The organism is Gordonia sp. NPDC127522, from assembly GCF_042672305.1.
GTDB classification, from domain to species: domain Bacteria; phylum Actinomycetota; class Actinomycetes; order Mycobacteriales; family Mycobacteriaceae; genus Gordonia; species Gordonia hongkongensis.
The window spans coordinates 200,030-218,364 of the sequence record NZ_JBHXVK010000001.1; the positions used below are offsets into that span (position 1 = coordinate 200,030).

The 18,335-nt window shown below is 66.2% G+C and carries 18 protein-coding genes; 8 read left to right on the forward strand and 10 right to left on the reverse strand.

Translation table 11 applies throughout. From position 1 onward, the window contains the following. The first annotated feature begins 30 nt into the window (after positions 1-30). Entirely contained in the window at positions 31-216 is a 186-nt protein-coding gene (locus tag ACFVHY_RS00965; RefSeq protein ID WP_390267150.1) for a hypothetical protein, read from the forward strand. A 52-nt stretch (positions 217-268) separates the two neighbouring features. Here ACFVHY_RS00965 and ACFVHY_RS00970 read toward each other — a convergent pair whose 3' ends face one another. The 8 genes from ACFVHY_RS00970 to ACFVHY_RS01005 form a co-directional block, all read right to left on the reverse strand. Beyond that, the gene (locus ACFVHY_RS00970) at positions 269-700 is read right to left on the reverse strand and encodes a DUF6918 family protein (RefSeq protein ID WP_390267153.1); all 432 of its coding nucleotides are present in this window, start codon (positions 698-700) and stop codon (positions 269-271) included. A 122-nt stretch (positions 701-822) separates the two neighbouring features. Then, positions 823-1,686 (reverse strand): MaoC/PaaZ C-terminal domain-containing protein, encoded by an 864-nt coding sequence (locus ACFVHY_RS00975; RefSeq protein WP_390267156.1) that lies wholly within the window; start codon positions 1,684-1,686, stop codon positions 823-825. 4 nt (positions 1,687-1,690) lie between these two features. Next, positions 1,691-3,415, reverse strand: coding sequence for a 3-oxosteroid 1-dehydrogenase (gene kstD / locus ACFVHY_RS00980; RefSeq protein WP_390267159.1), 1,725 nt, complete (start codon positions 3,413-3,415; stop codon positions 1,691-1,693). Positions 3,416-3,527: 112 nt separating this feature from the next. Next, positions 3,528-4,634 (reverse strand): acyl-CoA dehydrogenase family protein, encoded by a 1,107-nt coding sequence (locus ACFVHY_RS00985; protein ID WP_390267162.1) that lies wholly within the window; start codon positions 4,632-4,634, stop codon positions 3,528-3,530. Next, the gene (locus ACFVHY_RS00990) at positions 4,631-5,779 is read right to left on the reverse strand and encodes an acyl-CoA dehydrogenase family protein (protein ID WP_390267165.1); all 1,149 of its coding nucleotides are present in this window, start codon (positions 5,777-5,779) and stop codon (positions 4,631-4,633) included. Before ACFVHY_RS00990 ends, ACFVHY_RS00985 begins: the two co-directional genes overlap by 4 nt. Before the next feature lie 167 nt (positions 5,780-5,946). Then, the gene (locus tag ACFVHY_RS00995) at positions 5,947-6,756 is read right to left on the reverse strand and encodes an enoyl-CoA hydratase-related protein (RefSeq protein ID WP_390267168.1); all 810 of its coding nucleotides are present in this window, start codon (positions 6,754-6,756) and stop codon (positions 5,947-5,949) included. A gap of 87 nt (positions 6,757-6,843) precedes the next feature. Continuing rightward, positions 6,844-7,836 carry an alpha-ketoacid dehydrogenase subunit beta gene (locus ACFVHY_RS01000; protein WP_390267171.1) on the reverse strand — a complete coding sequence of 331 codons (993 nt, stop codon included), beginning with the start codon at positions 7,834-7,836 and terminating at the stop codon, positions 6,844-6,846. Continuing rightward, positions 7,833-8,759 carry a thiamine pyrophosphate-dependent dehydrogenase E1 component subunit alpha gene (locus tag ACFVHY_RS01005; RefSeq protein WP_390267174.1) on the reverse strand — a complete coding sequence of 309 codons (927 nt, stop codon included), beginning with the start codon at positions 8,757-8,759 and terminating at the stop codon, positions 7,833-7,835. The genes ACFVHY_RS01000 and ACFVHY_RS01005 overlap by 4 nt, the downstream gene beginning before the upstream one ends. A gap of 355 nt (positions 8,760-9,114) precedes the next feature. Between ACFVHY_RS01005 and ACFVHY_RS01010 the strand changes: the two genes are divergently transcribed. The 4 genes from ACFVHY_RS01010 to ACFVHY_RS01025 all read left to right on the forward strand — a co-directional run bounded on the left by ACFVHY_RS01010 (position 9,115) and on the right by ACFVHY_RS01025 (position 13,811). Further along, the gene (locus ACFVHY_RS01010; RefSeq protein ID WP_390267177.1) at positions 9,115-10,173 is read left to right on the forward strand and encodes a zinc-binding alcohol dehydrogenase family protein; all 1,059 of its coding nucleotides are present in this window, start codon (positions 9,115-9,117) and stop codon (positions 10,171-10,173) included. A 26-nt stretch (positions 10,174-10,199) separates the two neighbouring features. Then, positions 10,200-11,705, forward strand: coding sequence for a class I adenylate-forming enzyme family protein (locus tag ACFVHY_RS01015; RefSeq protein WP_390267180.1), 1,506 nt, complete (start codon positions 10,200-10,202; stop codon positions 11,703-11,705). 168 nt (positions 11,706-11,873) lie between these two features. Beyond that, the gene (locus tag ACFVHY_RS01020; protein WP_390267183.1) at positions 11,874-12,920 is read left to right on the forward strand and encodes an NAD(P)-dependent alcohol dehydrogenase; all 1,047 of its coding nucleotides are present in this window, start codon (positions 11,874-11,876) and stop codon (positions 12,918-12,920) included. Positions 12,921-12,977: 57 nt separating this feature from the next. Next, a complete protein-coding gene (locus ACFVHY_RS01025) occupies positions 12,978-13,811 on the forward strand; it encodes a mycofactocin-coupled SDR family oxidoreductase (RefSeq protein WP_390268762.1) in 834 nt (277 codons plus the stop codon). Between the two features lie 104 nt (positions 13,812-13,915). Here the strand turns inward: ACFVHY_RS01025 and ACFVHY_RS01030 are convergent, their stop codons facing one another. Both ACFVHY_RS01030 and ACFVHY_RS01035 read right to left on the reverse strand, forming a co-directional pair. After that, the gene (locus ACFVHY_RS01030) at positions 13,916-14,758 is read right to left on the reverse strand and encodes an alpha/beta fold hydrolase (protein ID WP_390267186.1); all 843 of its coding nucleotides are present in this window, start codon (positions 14,756-14,758) and stop codon (positions 13,916-13,918) included. A gap of 202 nt (positions 14,759-14,960) precedes the next feature. Beyond that, positions 14,961-15,863, reverse strand: coding sequence for a helix-turn-helix transcriptional regulator (locus ACFVHY_RS01035; RefSeq protein WP_390267189.1), 903 nt, complete (start codon positions 15,861-15,863; stop codon positions 14,961-14,963). Positions 15,864-16,110: 247 nt separating this feature from the next. On the opposite strand from ACFVHY_RS01035, the gene ACFVHY_RS01040 reads away from it, so the two are divergent. From ACFVHY_RS01040 to ACFVHY_RS01050, 3 genes are all read left to right on the forward strand, one after another. Further along, the gene (locus tag ACFVHY_RS01040; protein WP_390267192.1) at positions 16,111-16,797 is read left to right on the forward strand and encodes an NADPH-dependent F420 reductase; all 687 of its coding nucleotides are present in this window, start codon (positions 16,111-16,113) and stop codon (positions 16,795-16,797) included. Positions 16,798-17,001: 204 nt separating this feature from the next. After that, the gene (locus tag ACFVHY_RS01045; RefSeq protein ID WP_390268765.1) at positions 17,002-17,511 is read left to right on the forward strand and encodes an aldo/keto reductase; all 510 of its coding nucleotides are present in this window, start codon (positions 17,002-17,004) and stop codon (positions 17,509-17,511) included. Positions 17,512-17,698: 187 nt separating this feature from the next. Further along, positions 17,699-18,217, forward strand: a complete 519-nt coding sequence (locus ACFVHY_RS01050) for a nuclear transport factor 2 family protein (RefSeq protein ID WP_390267195.1) — start codon at positions 17,699-17,701, stop codon at positions 18,215-18,217. The last annotated feature ends 118 nt before the right edge of the window (positions 18,218-18,335 follow it).

Sequence of the window (18,335 nt, forward strand, 5' to 3'; positions counted from 1 at the left end):
GCCCCGGACAACCGAAAGTGGTGACAGGTCATGGCCTCACCCCGAATCGCACGAACCCCCGCCGCTGCCGCGACCGCGGCCGCATCGCCCGACGTCGCCCCGAACGGGACCGAGATCTCGCCCGCCCGCGTCCATGTGTGGCGTGTGCTGTCGATGCTCGCCGCACTCATCGGCGTCGTCGTGGCACTCGTGGCAATCGCGTCGTCAGCGGTCTGAGCCGACTCCCTCGGGAGGCCGGTGTGACCGCCGACGACGCGCGCGCCGACTCCTAGGCGGCGTGCCGCTCGATGGCGGCACCCAGACGCGGCAGTGCCGCGATCACGTACTTCTTCCCCTTGCCGCGCAGCGAGTTGTACGCCTTCGCGAGTGCGGGCTTGGCGGTCTCGGCCTGCTGGTCGGTCACCGTCAGCAGGGCCTCGGCCGCGGCGTCGCCGTTGGCCGAGAGGTGATCGCCGAAGGCGACACCGGCAGGCTTGGAATCCCAGAAGGGCGCCAGCACCTTCAGGAAGTCCTCGGCCATCTGATCGGTGGCGCTGCGCACGACACCGGGCTTCACCTTCTGCACCGCGGAGTAGGCGGTCTTCACAGCAGCGCCGCTCAGACCCGACTGGTCGGCCACCTCGGCGTCGATGACACCGACGAGGTCGGTCACCAAAGCACTGCGGTTGTCGGCGAGTAGGGGCGTCAGCGAATCGCTCATGGGCGTCTCCTCGGGGATATGCGACGTGGAACCTGCGGGCCGCCTCGCGGTCCGCAGGTGTAGCGTACTGGCCCCACCAGACAGCGGCTCGGGGCTGCGCCCGGGCCGCCGCGGCGTAGGTACTACTGGCGACGTTCGCAGACCACATTGCCGAGGGCCTTCGCGCCGTCGCGTTCGACGACGGTCGCGGTGGCCAGCAACCGGGGGCCGTCCTCCCAGACCTCGACCGCAAGGGTCTCGCCCGGGAACACCACGCCCGCGAACGACGCCGAGTAGTCGGCGACCGCGGTGACGTCGCCGCCGAGGACCTCGTCGACGATCACGCGGCAGACCGTGCCGTAGGTGCACAAGCCGTGCAGGATCGGCCGGGGAAAACCGGCGCGAGAGGCGAATTCGGGGTCGGAGTGCAGCGGGTTGCGGTCTCCGCACAAGCGGTAGAGCAGTGCCTGCTGGGGGAGCGTCGCAACGGTCAGGCGATGATCCGGCGCGCGGTCGGGGTAGTCGACCTTCGCCGACGAACCGCGTTCGCCGCCGAACCCGCCCTCGCCCTTGGCGAAGATCGACGAGCGGGAGGTCCAGAGCGTCTGGCCGTCGTCGCCGGTGGTCACCGACTCCTGCACGATCACCGCGGCCGAACCCTTGTCCTGGATCTCGGCGATCCGGGTGCGGGTGGTCGCCTTGCCGGCGGCCGGCAGCGGCCGGTACGCGGTCACCTGCTGGCTGCCGTGCACGACCTTCGCGAGGTCGATGTCGATGCCGGGGAACGACACCTTCGGGGGCTCGGTGGTGTGGAACCCGGCGGCCACGGTGGCGAAGGTGGGCAGCACCTTCGGCGTCGCGTCGTGGATGTACTCGAGCCCGGTGGTGTCCATCGGGTCGGCTGCGGCACCCACCGCGAGGTTGTAGAGGGCGGCGTCGGAGGCCGACCATTCGAAACTCACCTCGGGCAGCTCGGCACCGAGGGCGACGGAGAGGTCGATGGGCATCGGGTCAGGCTCCTGTCGATGTCGCGGTGGCGGCCTTGGCGGCGATGTCGGCGGCGGCCAGATATCCGAAGACCATGGCCGGACCGATCGTCGCGCCCGGGCCGGCGTACGTGTGCCCCATGACCGGGGCGCTGGTGTTGCCCGCCGCGTAGAGGCCTTCGATGACCGAGCCGTCGGCCCGCAGCGCGCGACCCGAGGCGTCGGCGTTGATCCCGCCCTTGGTGCCGAGGTCGCCGGGCACCATCTTGACCGCGTAGAACGGGCCCTTGCTCACCTCGCCGAGGCTCGGGTTCGGCTTGTTGGTGATGTCGCCGTAGTAGTGGTCGTAACCGCTTGTGCCACGGCCGAAGTCCTCGTCGACACCCGTGCGGGCGAAGCCGTTGAACCGCTCGGTGGTCGCGGTGAGCGCGTCGGCCGGGACGCCGATCTTCTCGGCGAGTTCCGCGATGCTGTCGGCCTTGACGACAACGCCTGACTCGAACCACTTCTTGGGCAACGGCTGTCGCGCGTTGATGCCGGCGAAGAGGTAGCGGTTTCGGCAACGCTGGTCGAAGATGAGCCACGACGGCACGTTCTCACCGGGGCCCTCGCCCTGGCCGAACTCGCCGCCGTACATCTGGTGCACCGCTTCGACATACGGCAGGGACTCGTTCATGTAGCGCTGTCCGCGCGTGTTCACCATGAAGGTGCCGGGTACAGCTCGCTCCGACAGCGCGAACCACGGACCGCGCGGCAGCGGGATGGTCGGACCCCACCAGGCGTCGTCCATGAGCGACACCGCCGCGCCGATCTTGAGGCCGGCGTTGATGCCGTCGCCGGTGTTGCTCGGGGCGCCGGTGGTCCACTCGGAGCCGATCGGGTCGCGCTGGTACTTCTTGCGCATCTCGTCGTTGTGCTCGAATCCGCCGCAGGCGAGGATCACGCCGTGGCGGGCCCGGATCTCGACGCGCTTGCCGTCGGATTCGGCGATCACCCCGACGACGCGACCGTCTTCGGTGATGAGGTCGGCCAGGCCGGTGTTCAAGCGCACCGGGACGCCCGCCTCGCGGACACCGAGGAGGAGCTCGGCCGCGAGGGCTGCGCCCATGGCGATCAGCTTCTTGCCGCGGCTGCGCGCCCAGAAGAACCGGCTGCCGACCTTCGCCATGCGCAGCGGACCGCGCCAGTGACGCAGGCCGGTGTTGAGCCAGCGGTAGTCCGACTGCAGGACGACCATGTTCAGCGGCGCCTTGGTGTACTGCGGGTGCAGGGTCTTCAGGTCGTCCCCGAGCCGCCGCGCGTCGAACGGGCGCGGTTCGATCGACCGTCCGCCGAGCCGGCCGCCGGGTGCCTCCGGGTAGTAGTCCGAGTAGTTCTTGACCCACTCGAGGTCGAGGGGCGCGTGCGCCATGAGGAAGTCCAGCGCCTCGGGTCCGCGGTCGATGTAGGCGTCGATGCGGTCAGCGGGCGCGTGTTCGCCGATGATCGCGTGGACGTACTCGCGGGCCTTGTCCGGGGTGTCGGTCACGCCGTCGCGGCGGAGCACCGAGTTGTTCGGGATCCAGACCCCGCCCCCCGAGCGCGACGTCGAGCCGCCCCAGTACGGCGATTTCTCGATCAGGACCGTCGACAAGCCCTTCTGAGCTGCGGTGATCGCCGCGCTCAGGCCAGCACCGCCGGCTCCCACGACGACGACGTCGAAGGTCTCGGGTTCGGTACTGGTCTGTTCTGGTTCGGTCGAGCCGGCCATGGGGTCCCCTTCGTGCGGGCAGCTGGAACGTGTTCTACCTGAATTAGAACACGTTACAGAAATGCCACGCCAGGGGTGCTCCCGATCCCGTCGACTGTGCACCCGAACTCGTTCACTGTGCGCCCGGATCCGTCGACTGTGCGTCTGTTCCCGTCGACTGTGCGACGGGATCGGACGCACCGCTGATGAGGTGCCACGAGTCGACGCCGTCGTCGAGGATGCGCGCCGCCAACTGCTCCGACCAGTCGTGCTCGGTCCCGTACCGATCGCGCCACGTCCACAACGCGGTGGTGAAGCGCCCCAGCGCGTGCTCGGCGGTGAATCCGATGGCTCCATGGATCTGATGAGCCGCGGCCGCCACGTCGTGCGCGGACCGCGATGTGACGATCTTCGCGGCGGCGATCGCGTCGCGGGCCGTATCGATATCTTCCGACGCCGCGGCGGTCGCCGCTCGTGCGGCGGTCTCCATCAGCGTGGTCTGCGCGGCCATGTGCGCGAGAGTCTGCTGGATGGCCTGGAACTTGGCCAGCGACCGGCCGAACTGGACCCGCTCGGTGGCGTAGCGGACGGTCCGTTCGCGCACGGTCCGCGCAGCGGCCGCGAGGGCGACGGTGTAGACGAGCGCCCCTCGAGTGCGCAGCTCGTCGACCGTGACCGGCGACGGGGCGGAGAACGTGACCACGGCATCGTCGAAGACGATGTCGCTGTATTCCGATCCCGTCAGGTCGGTGCCGGGTTCGACGCGCAGCCCCGGTCCGCGACCGTCGACCACCGCGATCACCGCGCCGTCGGCGGTCGAGGCCAGGATCACGATGACGTCCGCCGACGCGGCGTACGGGACTCCGATCGCGCTGCCGCTGAGTCGAATTCGCTCGTCATCTCCTCGGACGGTCGCCTCGTCGACGACCGCGACGGTCGCACTCAGCCCGTCGAGCGCGTGATCGACGCGTCCCGCGAGCCACGCAGCCAGCAATGCGTGTTCGACATACGGGGTGATCGCGCCGGCCTCGGTGAGGGTGTCGAGGACGGCGAGAGCGTCGGCGAGGTCGGCGCCCTGACCGCCGGCCCCCTCGGCGACGTCGAGGGCGGTGAACCCGGCGTCGACCAGGGCCTTCCACAGCGCGGGGTCGGGTTCGGTGGCCGGGGCCCGCAGGTCGACGGGAAACCGTGTCACCATCGCGGCCGTCGCGGCGGCGAGTTCTGTTGCCAGATCGGTCATCGCATCCCCAGTCCGCGCGCGACGATGCCGCGCAGGATCTCGTTGGTACCCCCACGCAGGGTGAAAGCCGGTGTGTGCAGGACTGATTGAGCCAGCAGGCGGTCGAAGTCCGACCCGCCGGTGCGTCGCGGGGTCGCGCCGGACGAGTCCCGGATGGCAGTGACGAGGTCGCCCTCGAAGGTCGACCCGAGGTCCTTGACCATCGCAGCAAGTACATCGGGCTTGTCGCCGACGGACAACTGCCGCGCCACCTGCAACGACATCTGACGCAGCGCCCAAGCCTGCGCGGTCAACTCACCCAGGACCTTTCGCTGCTGCGGCGTCGCACCGTGTTTTCGAAGCAAATCGGTCCACGCGCGCAGAAGGGGCAACGTGCTGAGATACCGCTCCGGCCCCGACCGTTCGAAGGCCAACTCGCTCATCACCTGTCGCCATCCCTGCCCGCGCGCGCCGAGCAGGGCCGAGGAGTCGACGACGGCGTCGTGGAAGATCACCTCGTTGAAGTGCGCGTCGCCGTCGATGCTCGCGAGAGGACGGATCTCGATGTCGGGGTGCGGGAGGTCGACGACGAACTGCGACAGTCCCTGCTGGCGGTCCTCGGTGGTGCCGTCGGTGCGTGCGAGGAGCACCATGGCGTGCGCGATGTGCGCACCGGTGGTCCAGACCTTGGTGCCGCTGATCGTCCACGAGTCCCCGTTGTCGGTGGCCCGGGTGCGGACCGCGGCCAGATCGGACCCGGCGTCGGGTTCGCTCATCCCGATCGCGAAGAACATCGTGCCCGCCGAGATCTGCGGGATGTAGTGCTGTTTCTGCGCGTGCGTCCCGTTGGCGAGGACGCCCGGGGCCATCTGCCGATCGGCGATCCAGTGCGCGGCGACCGGCGCGCCGTGCGCGAGGAGTTCCTCGGTGACCACGAAACGCTCGACCGCCGAGCGCGCCTGTCCGCCGTACTCGGCGGGCATGGTCATACCCAGCCAGCCCCGATCGCCGAGTCGTCGACTGAAGTCGGGATCGAAACCCGTCATCCAACTGTCGACGTCGGGACGGAAGGCGCCCCCGGCGAGTTCGATTCGCAGGAAGTCGCGCACCTCCTCGCGGAGGGTGCGCAGGACGTCGTCGGAAACGTCCTCTGCTCCCGGGCTCATGGCCGGCCGGGACCGGGCTTCTGCTCCCTGAGGAGCCGCGGAGCTTGCGGAGTGGCGTGCTTCTGCTCCCTGAGGAGCCGCGGAGCTTGCGGAGTGGCGTCTCTCTGCTCCCTGAGGAGCCGCGGAGCTTGCGGAGTGGCGTCTCGAAGGGTCTGCCCCGTTCTGGCTCATGACCGGCCGGGCCCGCGGGACGACCAATTCTGGCCCTTGCGCGCCATCGACCACATCTGGGTGCCGCGCTCGATCTCGATCGCCGACTCCCACGTCACCGCCGGTGGGCCGAGTTCGAGGCGGACACTGGCCATCACGCGACGCGTCAGCTCGGGGTCCCGGGCGGCGGGTCCGGTCAGACCGCCGACGATCGCCGGGATGTCCGCCGTCGGCGCGCACGCATACGCCAGGCCCCGCTCGACGGCCTGCTCGCCCGTGAGCGACTCGCCGCAGGCCGCGAGCGCGATGGTGTTCGCGCGTCCCACCGCGCGATTGAGGAGGGTGAGATGGCCGCCGCCGGGGTGGATCCCGCGTGCGAGGAACCCACTGTCGAGGACGGCATCGGGCGTCGTGATGAGCAGGTCGACGGCGAGCGCGAGGTTGAGACCCGCCCCGACGGCCCCGCCGACGACGACCCCCACCGTCGGCACCGGCAGCGAGCCGACGCGTACGAACGCACGGTAGACGGCCGACAGCTGGGCCACCGACTGCGGCGCAGCGGGGTCCGCGGACGCGCTGGCGAGGATCCGCGTGTCGGCGCCGCTGCAGAAATAGGAACCGGCGGCGTCGACGACCACCGCGCCGATCTTCTCGTCCTCGGTGACCCGGTCGCAGAACTCCTCGATCGCCGCGGCCATCTCGAGGGTGATGGCGTTCTTGCGGCGTGGGTTGTTGAGGGTCAGCCTTCCCACGCCGTCGTCGAAGGAGGTGAGGACGGCAGCCGTCTCGTCGCAAGCCGAAGGTGCGGGTCTCGAGTCTGGGCTCATGGCTCGACGGTAGCGGCTGTGCGTGGACCGCCTTACGATTTCCGTCTGAGCGGGCAACCGCACGCGTCCACTGGTCGCACGGTGGGGTCAGAGGACTTTGGCGATGGCCTCGGCGATGTCGTCGATCTGCGGGACCCGCGCTTCGACCAGCTCCGCGGGCGTCGGAACGTTGACGAAATCCGCGGTCAGTCGGATCGGAGCAGCACGCAAGCTGTCGAGGCAGTTCTCTGCCACCAGTGCACATACCTCGGCGGCGATGCTGCACGGAGCCGTCGCCTCCTGGACGACGATGAGCCGCCCGGTCTTCTCCACGGACTCCAGGATGGTTTGGGTGTCGAGCGGCGAGATGGTCCGAGGATCGATCACCTCGACCGAGATACCCTGCCCGGCAGCATGTTCGGCGGCGTCGAGGGCACGATCGACCATCCGTCCGGTCGCCACGATGGTGATGTGTTCGCCGGGACGGCGGATCTCTGCAACGCCCAGTGGGATCAGGAAATCCGGATCGAGTGGTGTCTCCCGACGCACGGTGAGGAGCCCGTTGGTCTCGATCACCAGTGTGGGACTGTCATCCCTGATCGCCGACTTCAGAAGCCCTTTGGCATCGCGAGCATTCGACGGCATCACCACGCTGAGGCCCGGGATGGCACAGTACCAGGACTCGAAGCTCTGACTGTGCTGCGCGCCGTATGATCCGCCTGCGCCGCTCATCGTGCGGATCGTCAGCGGCAGCGGGTTCCCGGTGAAGTACTCGAACTTGGCAGCTTGATTGACGATCTGGTCCATCGCGATCATGCAGAAATCGAAGAACATCAGCTCGACGACCGGACGGAAGCCCATCGCCGCAGCGCCGACACCCATGCCGACCAGCGTTGCCTCGCTGATCGGTGTGTCGCGAACGCGGTCCTTGCCGAAGGTCTTCTGCAGGCCACGCGTCACCCCGTAGGGCCCGCCCGGGGCGCCGACGTCCTCCCCGAACAGGATCACGCGCTCGTCCCGTTCCATCTCCTGGACAAGCGCCTGGTTGATGCCCTGCCAGTACTTCAGGTCCTTCGTCGCGTTGTCGACTGGCGTGCTCATGCGATGTCCTCCACTGACACAGGTTCACTCTTGAGTGCGCGGCCCAGCGCGTCTTGGATCTCGGCCTCGACCTCGGCGTCGATGCGATCTGCCTCGCCGTCGTCGAGTTCGCGTCGAGCTATTGTGAGAGGGTCGCGCGCGCGCCACCGCTCGGCCATCGGGTGATCACGATTCGACGGATCTCCGACATAGTGGCCAGACAATCGGTAGGTCATCACTTCCAGCAATGTGGGCCCACCGCCCGCTCGGGCTCGCGCGACCGCAGCACGTGCCGTGGCGGCGACGATCGACACTTCGGTGCCCTGCACGCGCATGCCAGGAAAGTCGTGTGCATCGGCTCTCCGCCACAGTTGGCCGGCGACATGGACAGAGGTCGGGGTCATCTCGGCGAATTGGTTGTTCTCGCAGACGAAGACGATCGGCAACTTCCACAGAGCGGCGATGTTCAGTGCCTCGGCGAAGTTACCGGTCGCGGTGGCGCCGTCACCGAAGAAGCACACGGCGACGTCGGATGAGCCGCGAAGCTGTATCGCGAGAGCGGCTCCGACCGCTATCGGTATTCCGCCGCCGACGATTCCGTTGGTTCCCAGGAGCCCGATGGAGGTGTCGGCCAGATGCATCGACCCATTGCGCCCCCGGGAGTATCCGTCCTTGCGGCCAAGCAGCTCTGCCATGAGTTTGCCGAGGTCGGCCCCCTTCGCCACGCAATGGTGGTGCCCGCGATGCGTCGACGTGATGACGTCAGTGTCGGTCAGTGAAGAACACACCCCGGCCGCGACCGCCTCTTGCCCGATCGAGAGATGGAGTGGACCTGGGACATTGCCGAGGTCGTACTGCTCGTGCACGGTTTCCTCGAAGCGCCGGCACAGGAGCATGCTCCGGTAGTGCCACGCGGCGTCCCTGCTCGGTCCCGGTCCGGACATGGTCGGTACCTCCGTTGTCGACGTAGTTGCCAGGTGCGCTGATCAAGCAGATCCGGCGTTGGCAGTGTCCCGACCGTTCGGTCGGTCGGGAGTCGGGTTCACGGTATGCCACGCGCGAGGGTTGGTGCAAGGCTCTGGAGGACGGGTTGGCGCAAGGCCTTGGAGGGCGGGTTGGTGGCTTGGTCACTGGGGGCGCCGGCTCGACCCGCTGTCGACCACCGACATTGACGTGTGACTCCGATCACGGCTAGTATTCGACGGTACCGACCGACCGGTCGGCTGGGAATGATCACACAGCAGTGCTTGTGGGCCGGCGATGTGCGGCCCCAGGCCTGCACTCGACAAGGAGGCTCGAGTGAAAGCTGTCAGGATTCACGAGTTCGGTCCGCCGGAGTCATTGCGGGTCGATGAGATCGACGTGCCAGAACCCGGCCCCGGCGAGGCGCTGATCCGAGTTCGGGCGGTGGGTGTGAACCGGATGGACGTCGAGCAGCGCGCCGGTGTGTACGGCAAAGAGTCGTTGATGGATTTCTATTTCGGTCAGGCCATGGCGTTTCCGCACATTCCCGGCATCGAGCCGGTCGGTGTCGTCGAGGCGCTGGGCGAGGGTGTCTCCGGAATCGCGGTGGGCGACCGGGTTGCTCCGCACTCACACATCTCGTGCGGACGTTGCCGGGAATGCCTCGCCGGGCACGACAACGCGTGCGGGTCGATCGAGGTCCTCGGAGTGTCCACGCCGGGTCGCGGCGGTTACGCGGAGTATCTGGCATGGCCTGCCGAGCTGCTCATGCCGCTTCCCGACCACGTGTCCTTCGAGAGTGCCGCGGGTCTGCTCGTGAACTACGCCCCGGTCTGGACCGCGCTCATCGAGCGCGCGGAAGTGCGTCCCGGTGAAGTGATGCTGGTGACCGGTGCGACCGGTGGATGTGGCCACGCGGCAATCCAGATCGGGAGACTTGCGGGCGCGCGTGTGCTGGGCCTTGGCGGCTCGGACGAGAAGCTGGCCGAGCTCGAGGCCCTCGGTGCCGAGCCGATCGACTACCGGTCGGATGTGCCCGGTCAGGTCAGTCGGGCCACGGACGGCAGGGGAGCTGACGTGTTGCTCGAACTGGTGGGTGCGGACACATGGGCCGACACCATCGCCAGTGCCGCCCCCCGGGCCCGACTGGTGGTCGTGGGTTCGCACGGCGGTATCCGCGCCGAGTTGAACCTCGGAATGCTGTTCGCGCTCAATCTGCAAGTCCATGGAGCGACGCGCGCAAATCGCGCGGCGACCGCCGAACTCGTTCGCCTTCAGGGAACCGGACAGCTCGACCCGACCATCTGGAAAGTCCTCGGTCTCGAAGAGGCCGCAGAAGCTCACAGATTGATGGACGAACGCCGCCACAGCGGCAAGATCGTCCTTTCTGTCTAGACGCGGACGATCAGATCGGACTGAAGATGGACTACTCCTACCCACTGCTGTGCGCTTGTGAGCGGAACCCTGCGCGTATCGCTCTGATCGGTCCGGGCGAGAACGTCTCCTTCGCGGAGTTGGAAGACCGGATCGCTGCGATGGCCGGCGGATTCGTAGCGACCGGAATCGGCGGTTCGGCCGTCGGGGTGATGATGTCGAACACTCCTGCGGTCGTCGTCGTGCTCATGGCGCTCGCTCGGGCGAATTGCATTGCAGTGCCGATCAATACGCGACTCACCGCGAAGGAGCAGTCGGTCATCGTCGTGGACGCCGCCGTCGAACGGATCGTCGCCGACGATGCACAGGCAGAGCGCGCGGGGCGGCTGCTCGGCAGCGACGGCGGTGTCATCGCGGTCACCGGTTCGCCATTCGCGGGAGATACGCTGACGGCGCTTGCCGGCCGCGGCACGCCGGTCAAGCCATGCGCCGACTCCGACGGTGACGACCGTATCGCGACGGTGACGTACACGTCCGGTACCACTGGAACGCCGAAAGGTGTACAACGAACCCATCGCGCCAACACCTGGAACGCGGTGAACTCCGCCCTCGGGTCGCCACGCGACAGCAACGATGTGGAGTTGTTCAACTTACCGGCGTTCGGCATCGGATTCGTGCATTTCGTCCTGCCCGCATTGATCGGTGGCGCGACTGTGGTTCTCGACGAGGCCTTCGACGCGGTTCGAGTATGGCAATTGATCGAGAGACATCGGGTGACGAGGACCTTTCTCGCTCCCACCATGATCTCCGCCATGCTGAGCGTTCCCGCCGAGCAACGATCCGATACCTCGTCGCTGACGACGATCTACACCGCGTATGCCTTTCCATCGCGGCTACGCGCCGCGGCTCTGCAGGAGTTCGGGGATGTGTTCGTGTATATGTATGGCCTCACCGAAGCGCAGTTGACGTGTGCGGTCGCGGACCAATTCCGTTCGGATCCAACAAACGTCGGTGTGCCGATGGGCGTTGCCCGCATCGGGGCGTTCGACGAAGACGGCAACAAGGTAGGGCCGAACAGCGTCGGCGAAATCGGCTTCTCCGGCCCGTCGACGATGACCGGGTATCACCAGCGGCCGGACGAGACCGCCGCCGTCGTCCGCGGTGAGTGGGTCATGACAGGGGACCTCGGGACCGTCGACGACAACGGTCATCTTCGCTATGTCGGTCGGCTGAAGGAAATCATCAAGACGGGCGGCTTCAGCGTGGATCCCTTCGAGGTCGAGGAGGTGATTCTCGAATTGCCGACGGTATCCGAGGTGGCAGTGGTCGGAGTTGCCGATGATCATTGGGGGGAGGCGATAGTCGCGTTTGCGGTGACGAGCGGTACCGACCTCGGAGTCGATGAAGTCCGCGAGTTCTGCCGCGACAAGATCTCCGGGTTCAAGGCGCCGAAGGCATTGTTCAACGTCGAGGAGTTGCCGAAGAACGCGACCGGGAAGATCGATCGAGGCCGACTACGTGGCCTGGCCGCCAGCCTCTACCCGACCGGTTGAGTTCGCTCCGAACCGGTCGGCCGGACAGAATGAGGCGGCCACGCAGATCTCGGAACGGTGGTTTCGGCGGATTGTCGTTGGCGCCGGGCCGAATTCGAGGCCCGTCGCCGCCGTCGACCTCGGTTCGCGACAACCTTCGTAATACGCATACATCGTAAGGAGAAATTCATGCGCGCTGCTCTGCTCACCGGTTACGGTGAGGACTTCGCGATGGCCGACGTCGACGATCCCGCGATCGAGAACCCAGACGACGTCATCGTCCGAGTCGGTGCAGCCGGTTTCTGTCGTACCGACATTCATCTCTGGCGCGGCGAATTCGATGCCATGCACAAGGATGCGGGGGTGGGCCTTCCGTTCATCTGCGGGCACGAGACCGCGGGCTGGATCGAAGAGATCGGCCCCGGCGTCAAGAACGTCTCGGTCGGCGACGCGGTCGTACTGCACATGTATGCAACCTGCGGATTCTGCAAGGCATGCCGAGCGGGAGACGACATGCACTGCAAACAGAGTACCTGTGCAGGAGTGTTCGCCCCCGGCGGATTCGCCCAGTACGTGCGTACGAATGCCCGTGCCGTGGTGCCTCTTTCAGAGGGCATCACGCCGGTCGAAGCCGCGCCACTCGGCGACGCGGGCCTGACCGCCTACCGGGCAGTCCGCAAAGCCCTTCCCCTCGCGGTCCCGGGCACGAGGACTGTCGTCATCGGAGCGGGAGGTCTCGGTCACATCGGAATCCAGGCCCTACGGGCTCTGAGTGAAACCGAGATCATCGTGATCGATCAGAACGCGGCGGCCCTCGACCTGGCCCGTGGGTGGGGTGCGGACCATGTCGTTCTCGCTGAAGCTGATCACTCGCATGTCGAGCACGTTCGTGAACTGACGAAAGGTGTCGGCGCCGAGGTCGTGATCGACTACGTCGGCGAGGGGGGCGCGCAGCGCGACGCCGTGGACCTGCTCGCGGACAACGGCATGGACCTCATGGTCGGATACGGGGGAAAGTTGGAGGTGGAAATCCTCACGCAGGCCATATTCCCGGAGACGAGCTTCGTCGGCAACGTCGGCGGAAGCTACAACGAGATGGTCGAACTGACCGCATTGGTCGCGCGTGGGGTCGTCGAATTCACCACCACGACATATCCGTTGAACCGGATCAACGATGCGCTCAGAGCCTTGGATTCCGGACAGCTACGCGGCCGAGGTGTATTGATCCCCGACTGACGGCTCCGTTCGCTCCGGACCGGAACACGAAGAATCAGACAAGTGGAGGTGTTATCAATGGGACGAGTAAGTGGGAAAGTCGCATTCATTACCGGAGCCGCTCGCGGACAGGGCCGAAGTCATGCACTACGCCTGGCCGCCGAGGGCGCGAAGATCGTCGCAGCTGATCTCTGCGCGCAGGATGACGGTATTCCGTACGAGATGAGCAGCCAGAGCGATCTGGATGAGACCGTCCGGCTGGTACAGGAGCAGGGCGGCGAGATCCTGGCACGGGTCGCCGACGTTCGGGACACGGGTCAGCTGGACGACGTCGTGCGCGACGGCGTCGAGGAGTTCGGCAAGATCGACATCGTGGTCGCCAATGCCGGCATCGTCAGTTTCAGTCCTCTGGTGGACATGGACGACTTCATGTGGCAGCAGATGATCGATGTGAACCTGACCGGCGTGTACAAGACGGCGCGTGCCGGTATCAAACAGATGATCAAGAGCGGGAATGGCGGTTCGGTCGTGCTGACCGGATCTGTTTTCGGGCTCAAGGGGGGTACGACGATCGGCCACTATGTCGCTGCCAAGCACGGGGTCATCGGACTCGCCAAGGCGTTCGCCAACGAACTCGGCGAACATCGGATTCGTGTGAATGCCGTGCTGCCCACGAATGTCGGTACGCCGATGATCCTCAATACCGCGACGATGCGGATGTGGCGTCCTGATCTCGAGTCCCCCACCGAGGCCGACGTCCTTGAGCCGATGTCAGCGGTGCACGTGTTCGACAAGCTGCCGTGGGTCGATTGTGAGGACATCAGCAACGCTGTCTTGTATCTCGCCTCGGACGAGGCGCGCTATGTGACCGGAACGAGCCTGGCTGTCGACGCGGGGTGTCTTGCTATGTAGGTCGCCGCAGCGGCCACCCACAGCAATGAGATACGAGGAGTCCCGATCGGGACTCCTCGTATCTCATTGCTGCACAACAGGGCTCGCGGCCCTGCTCCGCCCGTTCAGTTCCGGGTGAGGAACTCGACAAGGCATTTGTTGTAGACCTCGGTCTGCTCCCACTGGGGCCAGTGACCCGCGTTGCTGATGAGCTGGAACTCTCCGTTCGGCATCTCCTCGGCCATACGCATGCCCTCTCCCGCCGGGCCGGAGGGATCGTCACTGGTCCAGACGACCAGGGCGGGCGTCGAAATCGACGGCAGGTCGCCGGAGACGATATTTCGAGCGCGGATCGTCGGGTTCTGCAGGCAGAGAATATGTTTCATCGAATCGGCGAAGCCGGGTTGGGAGTAGATGCCCCGGCGGATCGCGACCAACTCGTCTGTCACCGAGGACGGATCGGCCATGAGCCACTCGAGCCGGGCGCGAACGGTAGCCGGTTGCGGATCGTCGGCCGCGGCCTGGCTCAGCGAGCGGATGCGCTCCATCACCTCAGGTGTGGCCATGGTTCCGCCCGGCGTGTTGAGGACCATCCGGTCGACGAGTTCTGGATGTGTGGCGGCGAATTTGATGGAGACCCATCCACCGAGGGACTCGCCGCTCAGATGTGCCCGCTCGATACCGAGCTCATGCATGAGCTCCTTCAGATGTGACACGTATTCGGGCGTCTCCAGGTCGTGATCGGAGAAGGTGGTGTAACCGTGGCCCGGGAAGTCGTAGGCGATGACACGGAAGTGTTCGGCCAGCGCTTCGATGTTGCGACTGTAGGCCTCGAGGTGCCCGCCAGTGCCGTGCATGAGAATCAGAGCGGGCCCCGAGCCGGCTTCGAGCACGCGGGTGTTCCAGTCGCCGACCTGCACATGCCGGAGGGTGTAGTCGACGTTGTTGAGTGTGTTCCAGATGCTCATGGCTCTCCTGGTGATTGTCGGAGCTCAGGTGGTCGGTCAGCCGGCGTTCACCAGTCGGTTCCCGGACGGTGAACTGCCGCGTGCATCCCATACTCGTTCGCCACTCTGCAGCGCTCAAGGGAGTGTTTCAACGGCCGGAACGCGTGGCTCGCCGGCGGTCGGCGAACAGTGACGCGCTCCGTCGAGGGCCGCTCGCGGCGGGCTACGACCACGAGCGTGATGTGGATCTCGTAGAGGAGGCGGTGCGGCGAGCCTGCTGGTCGTGGTGTGTTTGGGCCCATGCGACGAGCAAGGCCAGGCCATCGGCGGTGGGGCTGTCGGGGTCGGCGGTATAGGTCGTGATCGACACCGTCGGGTCCCCGGGCAGGACGAGGTCGGTGTAGACGAGGTCCAAGGCGCCCACGCCCGGGTGGTGGAATGTCTTGCGGCCGTGGGAGTGGCGGTGCACGTTGTGTTTGCCCCAGCGGGCCGTGAAGTCCTCGCTGCGAGTGGCCAGCTCGCCGATGAGGCCGCTGAGTGCGGTGTCGAGGGGGTCTCGGCCGGCGGCGGCGCGCAGCACCGACACCGTGAAGTTCCGGGCTCCTTCGTAGTCGCCGTAGAAACTCGCGGCGCGTGGATCGAGGAAAGCGAACCGTGCGAAGTTCGGCTGTCCGGTCATGCTGTAGGGCCCTGGGTACAGGGCGCGGCCGAGAGCGTTGGCCGCGATGAGGTCCATGCGCGCGTTCTGTACGACTGCAGGCACCGTCATCGAGTCGATGACCTGCTGGACGGCCTCGGTCACTGCAGGCCGCGACTGGGACTTTCGCCGATTCCTCGACGAGGCACTGGCGCTGCGCGCCAGGTCGTAGAGGTGAGCCCGTTCGTCCTCATCGAGTTGAAGCACTCGGGCCAAGGCCTCGAGCACGCTTTCGGAAGCACCACCGAGGCTGCCCCGCTCGACTCGCGTGTAGTACTCGACGCTGATCCCGGCGAGCATCGCGACCTCTTCGCGCCGTAGACCAGGAACCCTGCGATCGCCGCCGGCATAGGGAAGCCCGGCCATCTCGGGTGAGATGCGGCCCCGGCGGCTCATGAGGAAATCGCGGATCTCGCGCCTGATGTCCATGCGTCCATCGTAGGACCGGTTCGGGCGAGGCGAGGGTCCCTGACAGTGCCTGTCACTGACTCGCCGATCGACGCACTCTGGTCATCGACCCAGGGACTGCACGCCACGTACGGCGCACAGAAGCGCGAGGAATCGGTGACGCCGCCGGTTGACGAAATGCCAACAGCCGGTTCCGTTCCTGACTCTGTTGGCCGACAACAGCAGTCGAGGGTCACGTCATGGGATCGGCATCGAGAAGGAGAAACACATGAAAATCGCTGTCATCGGCACCGGTGGCGTCGGCCGCACACTAGCAGCCGCGTTGACGGGCGCCGGGCACGACGTCGTCATCGGCACCCGCAATACCGACACAACCCTGTCCAACACCGATTCCGACGCGTTCGGCAACCCGCCCTACAGCCAGTGGCAACGAGACCACGACAACATCGCGCTGGTCACGTTTGCGCAGGCAGGCGCGTTCGCGGAGGTCGTGGTCAACGCGACCAACGGTGCGAACTCGCTGGCGGCGCTGGAGGCCGTCGGGGCAGACAACCTCAGCGGAAAAGTGCTGCTCGACGTCGCGCTGCCGTTGGACCTGTCGCAAGGTATGCCACCAACCCTGACCGTGGCCAACACCGACAGTTTGGCTGAACAGATCCAGCGCGCATTTCCGGCCGCCAAGGTCGTCAAGGCCCTCAATTCGGTTGCCTTCCCCCTCATGGTCGACCCGAGCCGCATCCCGGGCGAGCACGACCTGTTCGTGGCCGGCGATGACGAGGACGCAAAGGCGACAGTACGCAGTCTGCTAGGGGGGTTCGGCTGGCCTGCGGGGTCAGTGATCGATCTCGGCGGTATCACCGGAGCACGCGGGGCAGAGATGTACTCGCGCCTGTACTTCACCCTCGCAGGTGCCCTGGACACCTTTGATTTCAACATCCACGTAGTACGAGCCTGATTGCTGCGTGCGGGCCCGACACCCGCGACACAGCCCCCGCCAATCGTCAACGCGTCACCACGCCCACCCCATGTAAGGAACTCGGATGGAGACCATCGCCCTGAATAGCGGCATTGACTGGCGAAGATCGGCCTCGGCGTGTTTCAGATGACCGATGAACAGGTTCGCGACACCGTGCCGAAGGCCATCGAGGCCGGTTACCGGTTGTTCGACACCGCATCTCGCTACTACAACGAGACCGCTCTCGGCCGGGTCCGCGCGATCGGCGTGTCGAACTTCTATCCCGACCGGTATGCCGACCTGATTGCCCACAACCGGGTTGTGCCCGCGGTGAACCAGCGCGAGACGCACGTGTTCAACCAGCAGAAGGACATGGCTGACCTCGCCGGGAAGCACGGCACCGTTCTGCAGGCGTGGGCGCCGCTCGTGCAGGGCAATCCAGAAGCACACCGCAACCCCATCCTTGCTGAGATCGCCTCGGCACACGGCAAGACTGTTGCCCAGGTGATGTTGCGTTGGCTGACCCAGCGCAACGTTGCCCTGGTGGTCAAGTCCACTCACGAGAGCCGGCTCAGAGAGAACATCGACATCTTCGATTTCTCCCTGACCGACGAAGACATGACGGCGATCGCGGAACTCGACAGAGAACAACCAGCTGTCGGGTTCACTCACCGCGACCCACGGATGCTCGACATGCTTCGTCGCCTCGAATAGACAACCTCCGCGCAGCCCACCGGCGGCGGTGCCGACCCTCCGGCGGTGTCAGTACCGGACACCCGCTGCCACTGCGTGGCCACGCGACAGATCGACCCCCGACCGCGACCCGCGGCCGTCATCACGGGGCGATGAGCCCTGAAGTCGGCAGTGTCGCGTCATGGACCCACCATTTCCAGGAGAACCCATGTCAACTTTCACCTCCCCCATCACTTCGCGGAATCGGATCGTCCTCGGTGTTGGTGCCGTCGCGGCGGTAGCTGCGCTCACGCTGTCCGGATGCTCGACAACCACTGAGGACCCCCGCAACGCGGAACAGTCACACAGCGAGGCCAACGAGCGGCTGGTCCGTGAACTGTACGAGTCCAACGGTGACCCGGCAGCATTCGAAGAGCTGGCCGCGCCCGATCTGGTCTGGGATATCACTCCCGGCTTCCCGTTCTCTGGTGTGTACACCGGGCCACAAGGAGTCGTCGAGTACTTCGGCCAACTGATGCCGGCGGTTGACGAGTGGCCCACCATTGTCGAGGACTACTTCGCAGCCGGCGACGAGCGTGTGTTCGTCACTGGTCACTACGCGCCGACCAACGACGGAGAAACCGTCCAGATTCGATTCGTTCACGAATGGACGGTCGAGGACGGCGTGCTCACCGGCATGAGACAGGCCGCCGACAGCGCGATCGCCAGAGACATCGTCGACAACTGAAACACGCGTCGGAGAGCCAGGTGTGGGTGGGCGCAACTGGTGAAGGCAGAACGTGCGTGCTCTCCCGCTCCATCCGCCGCAGGTTCGAGAGCCTCCAGCAAAGCCGATGCGCTACAAC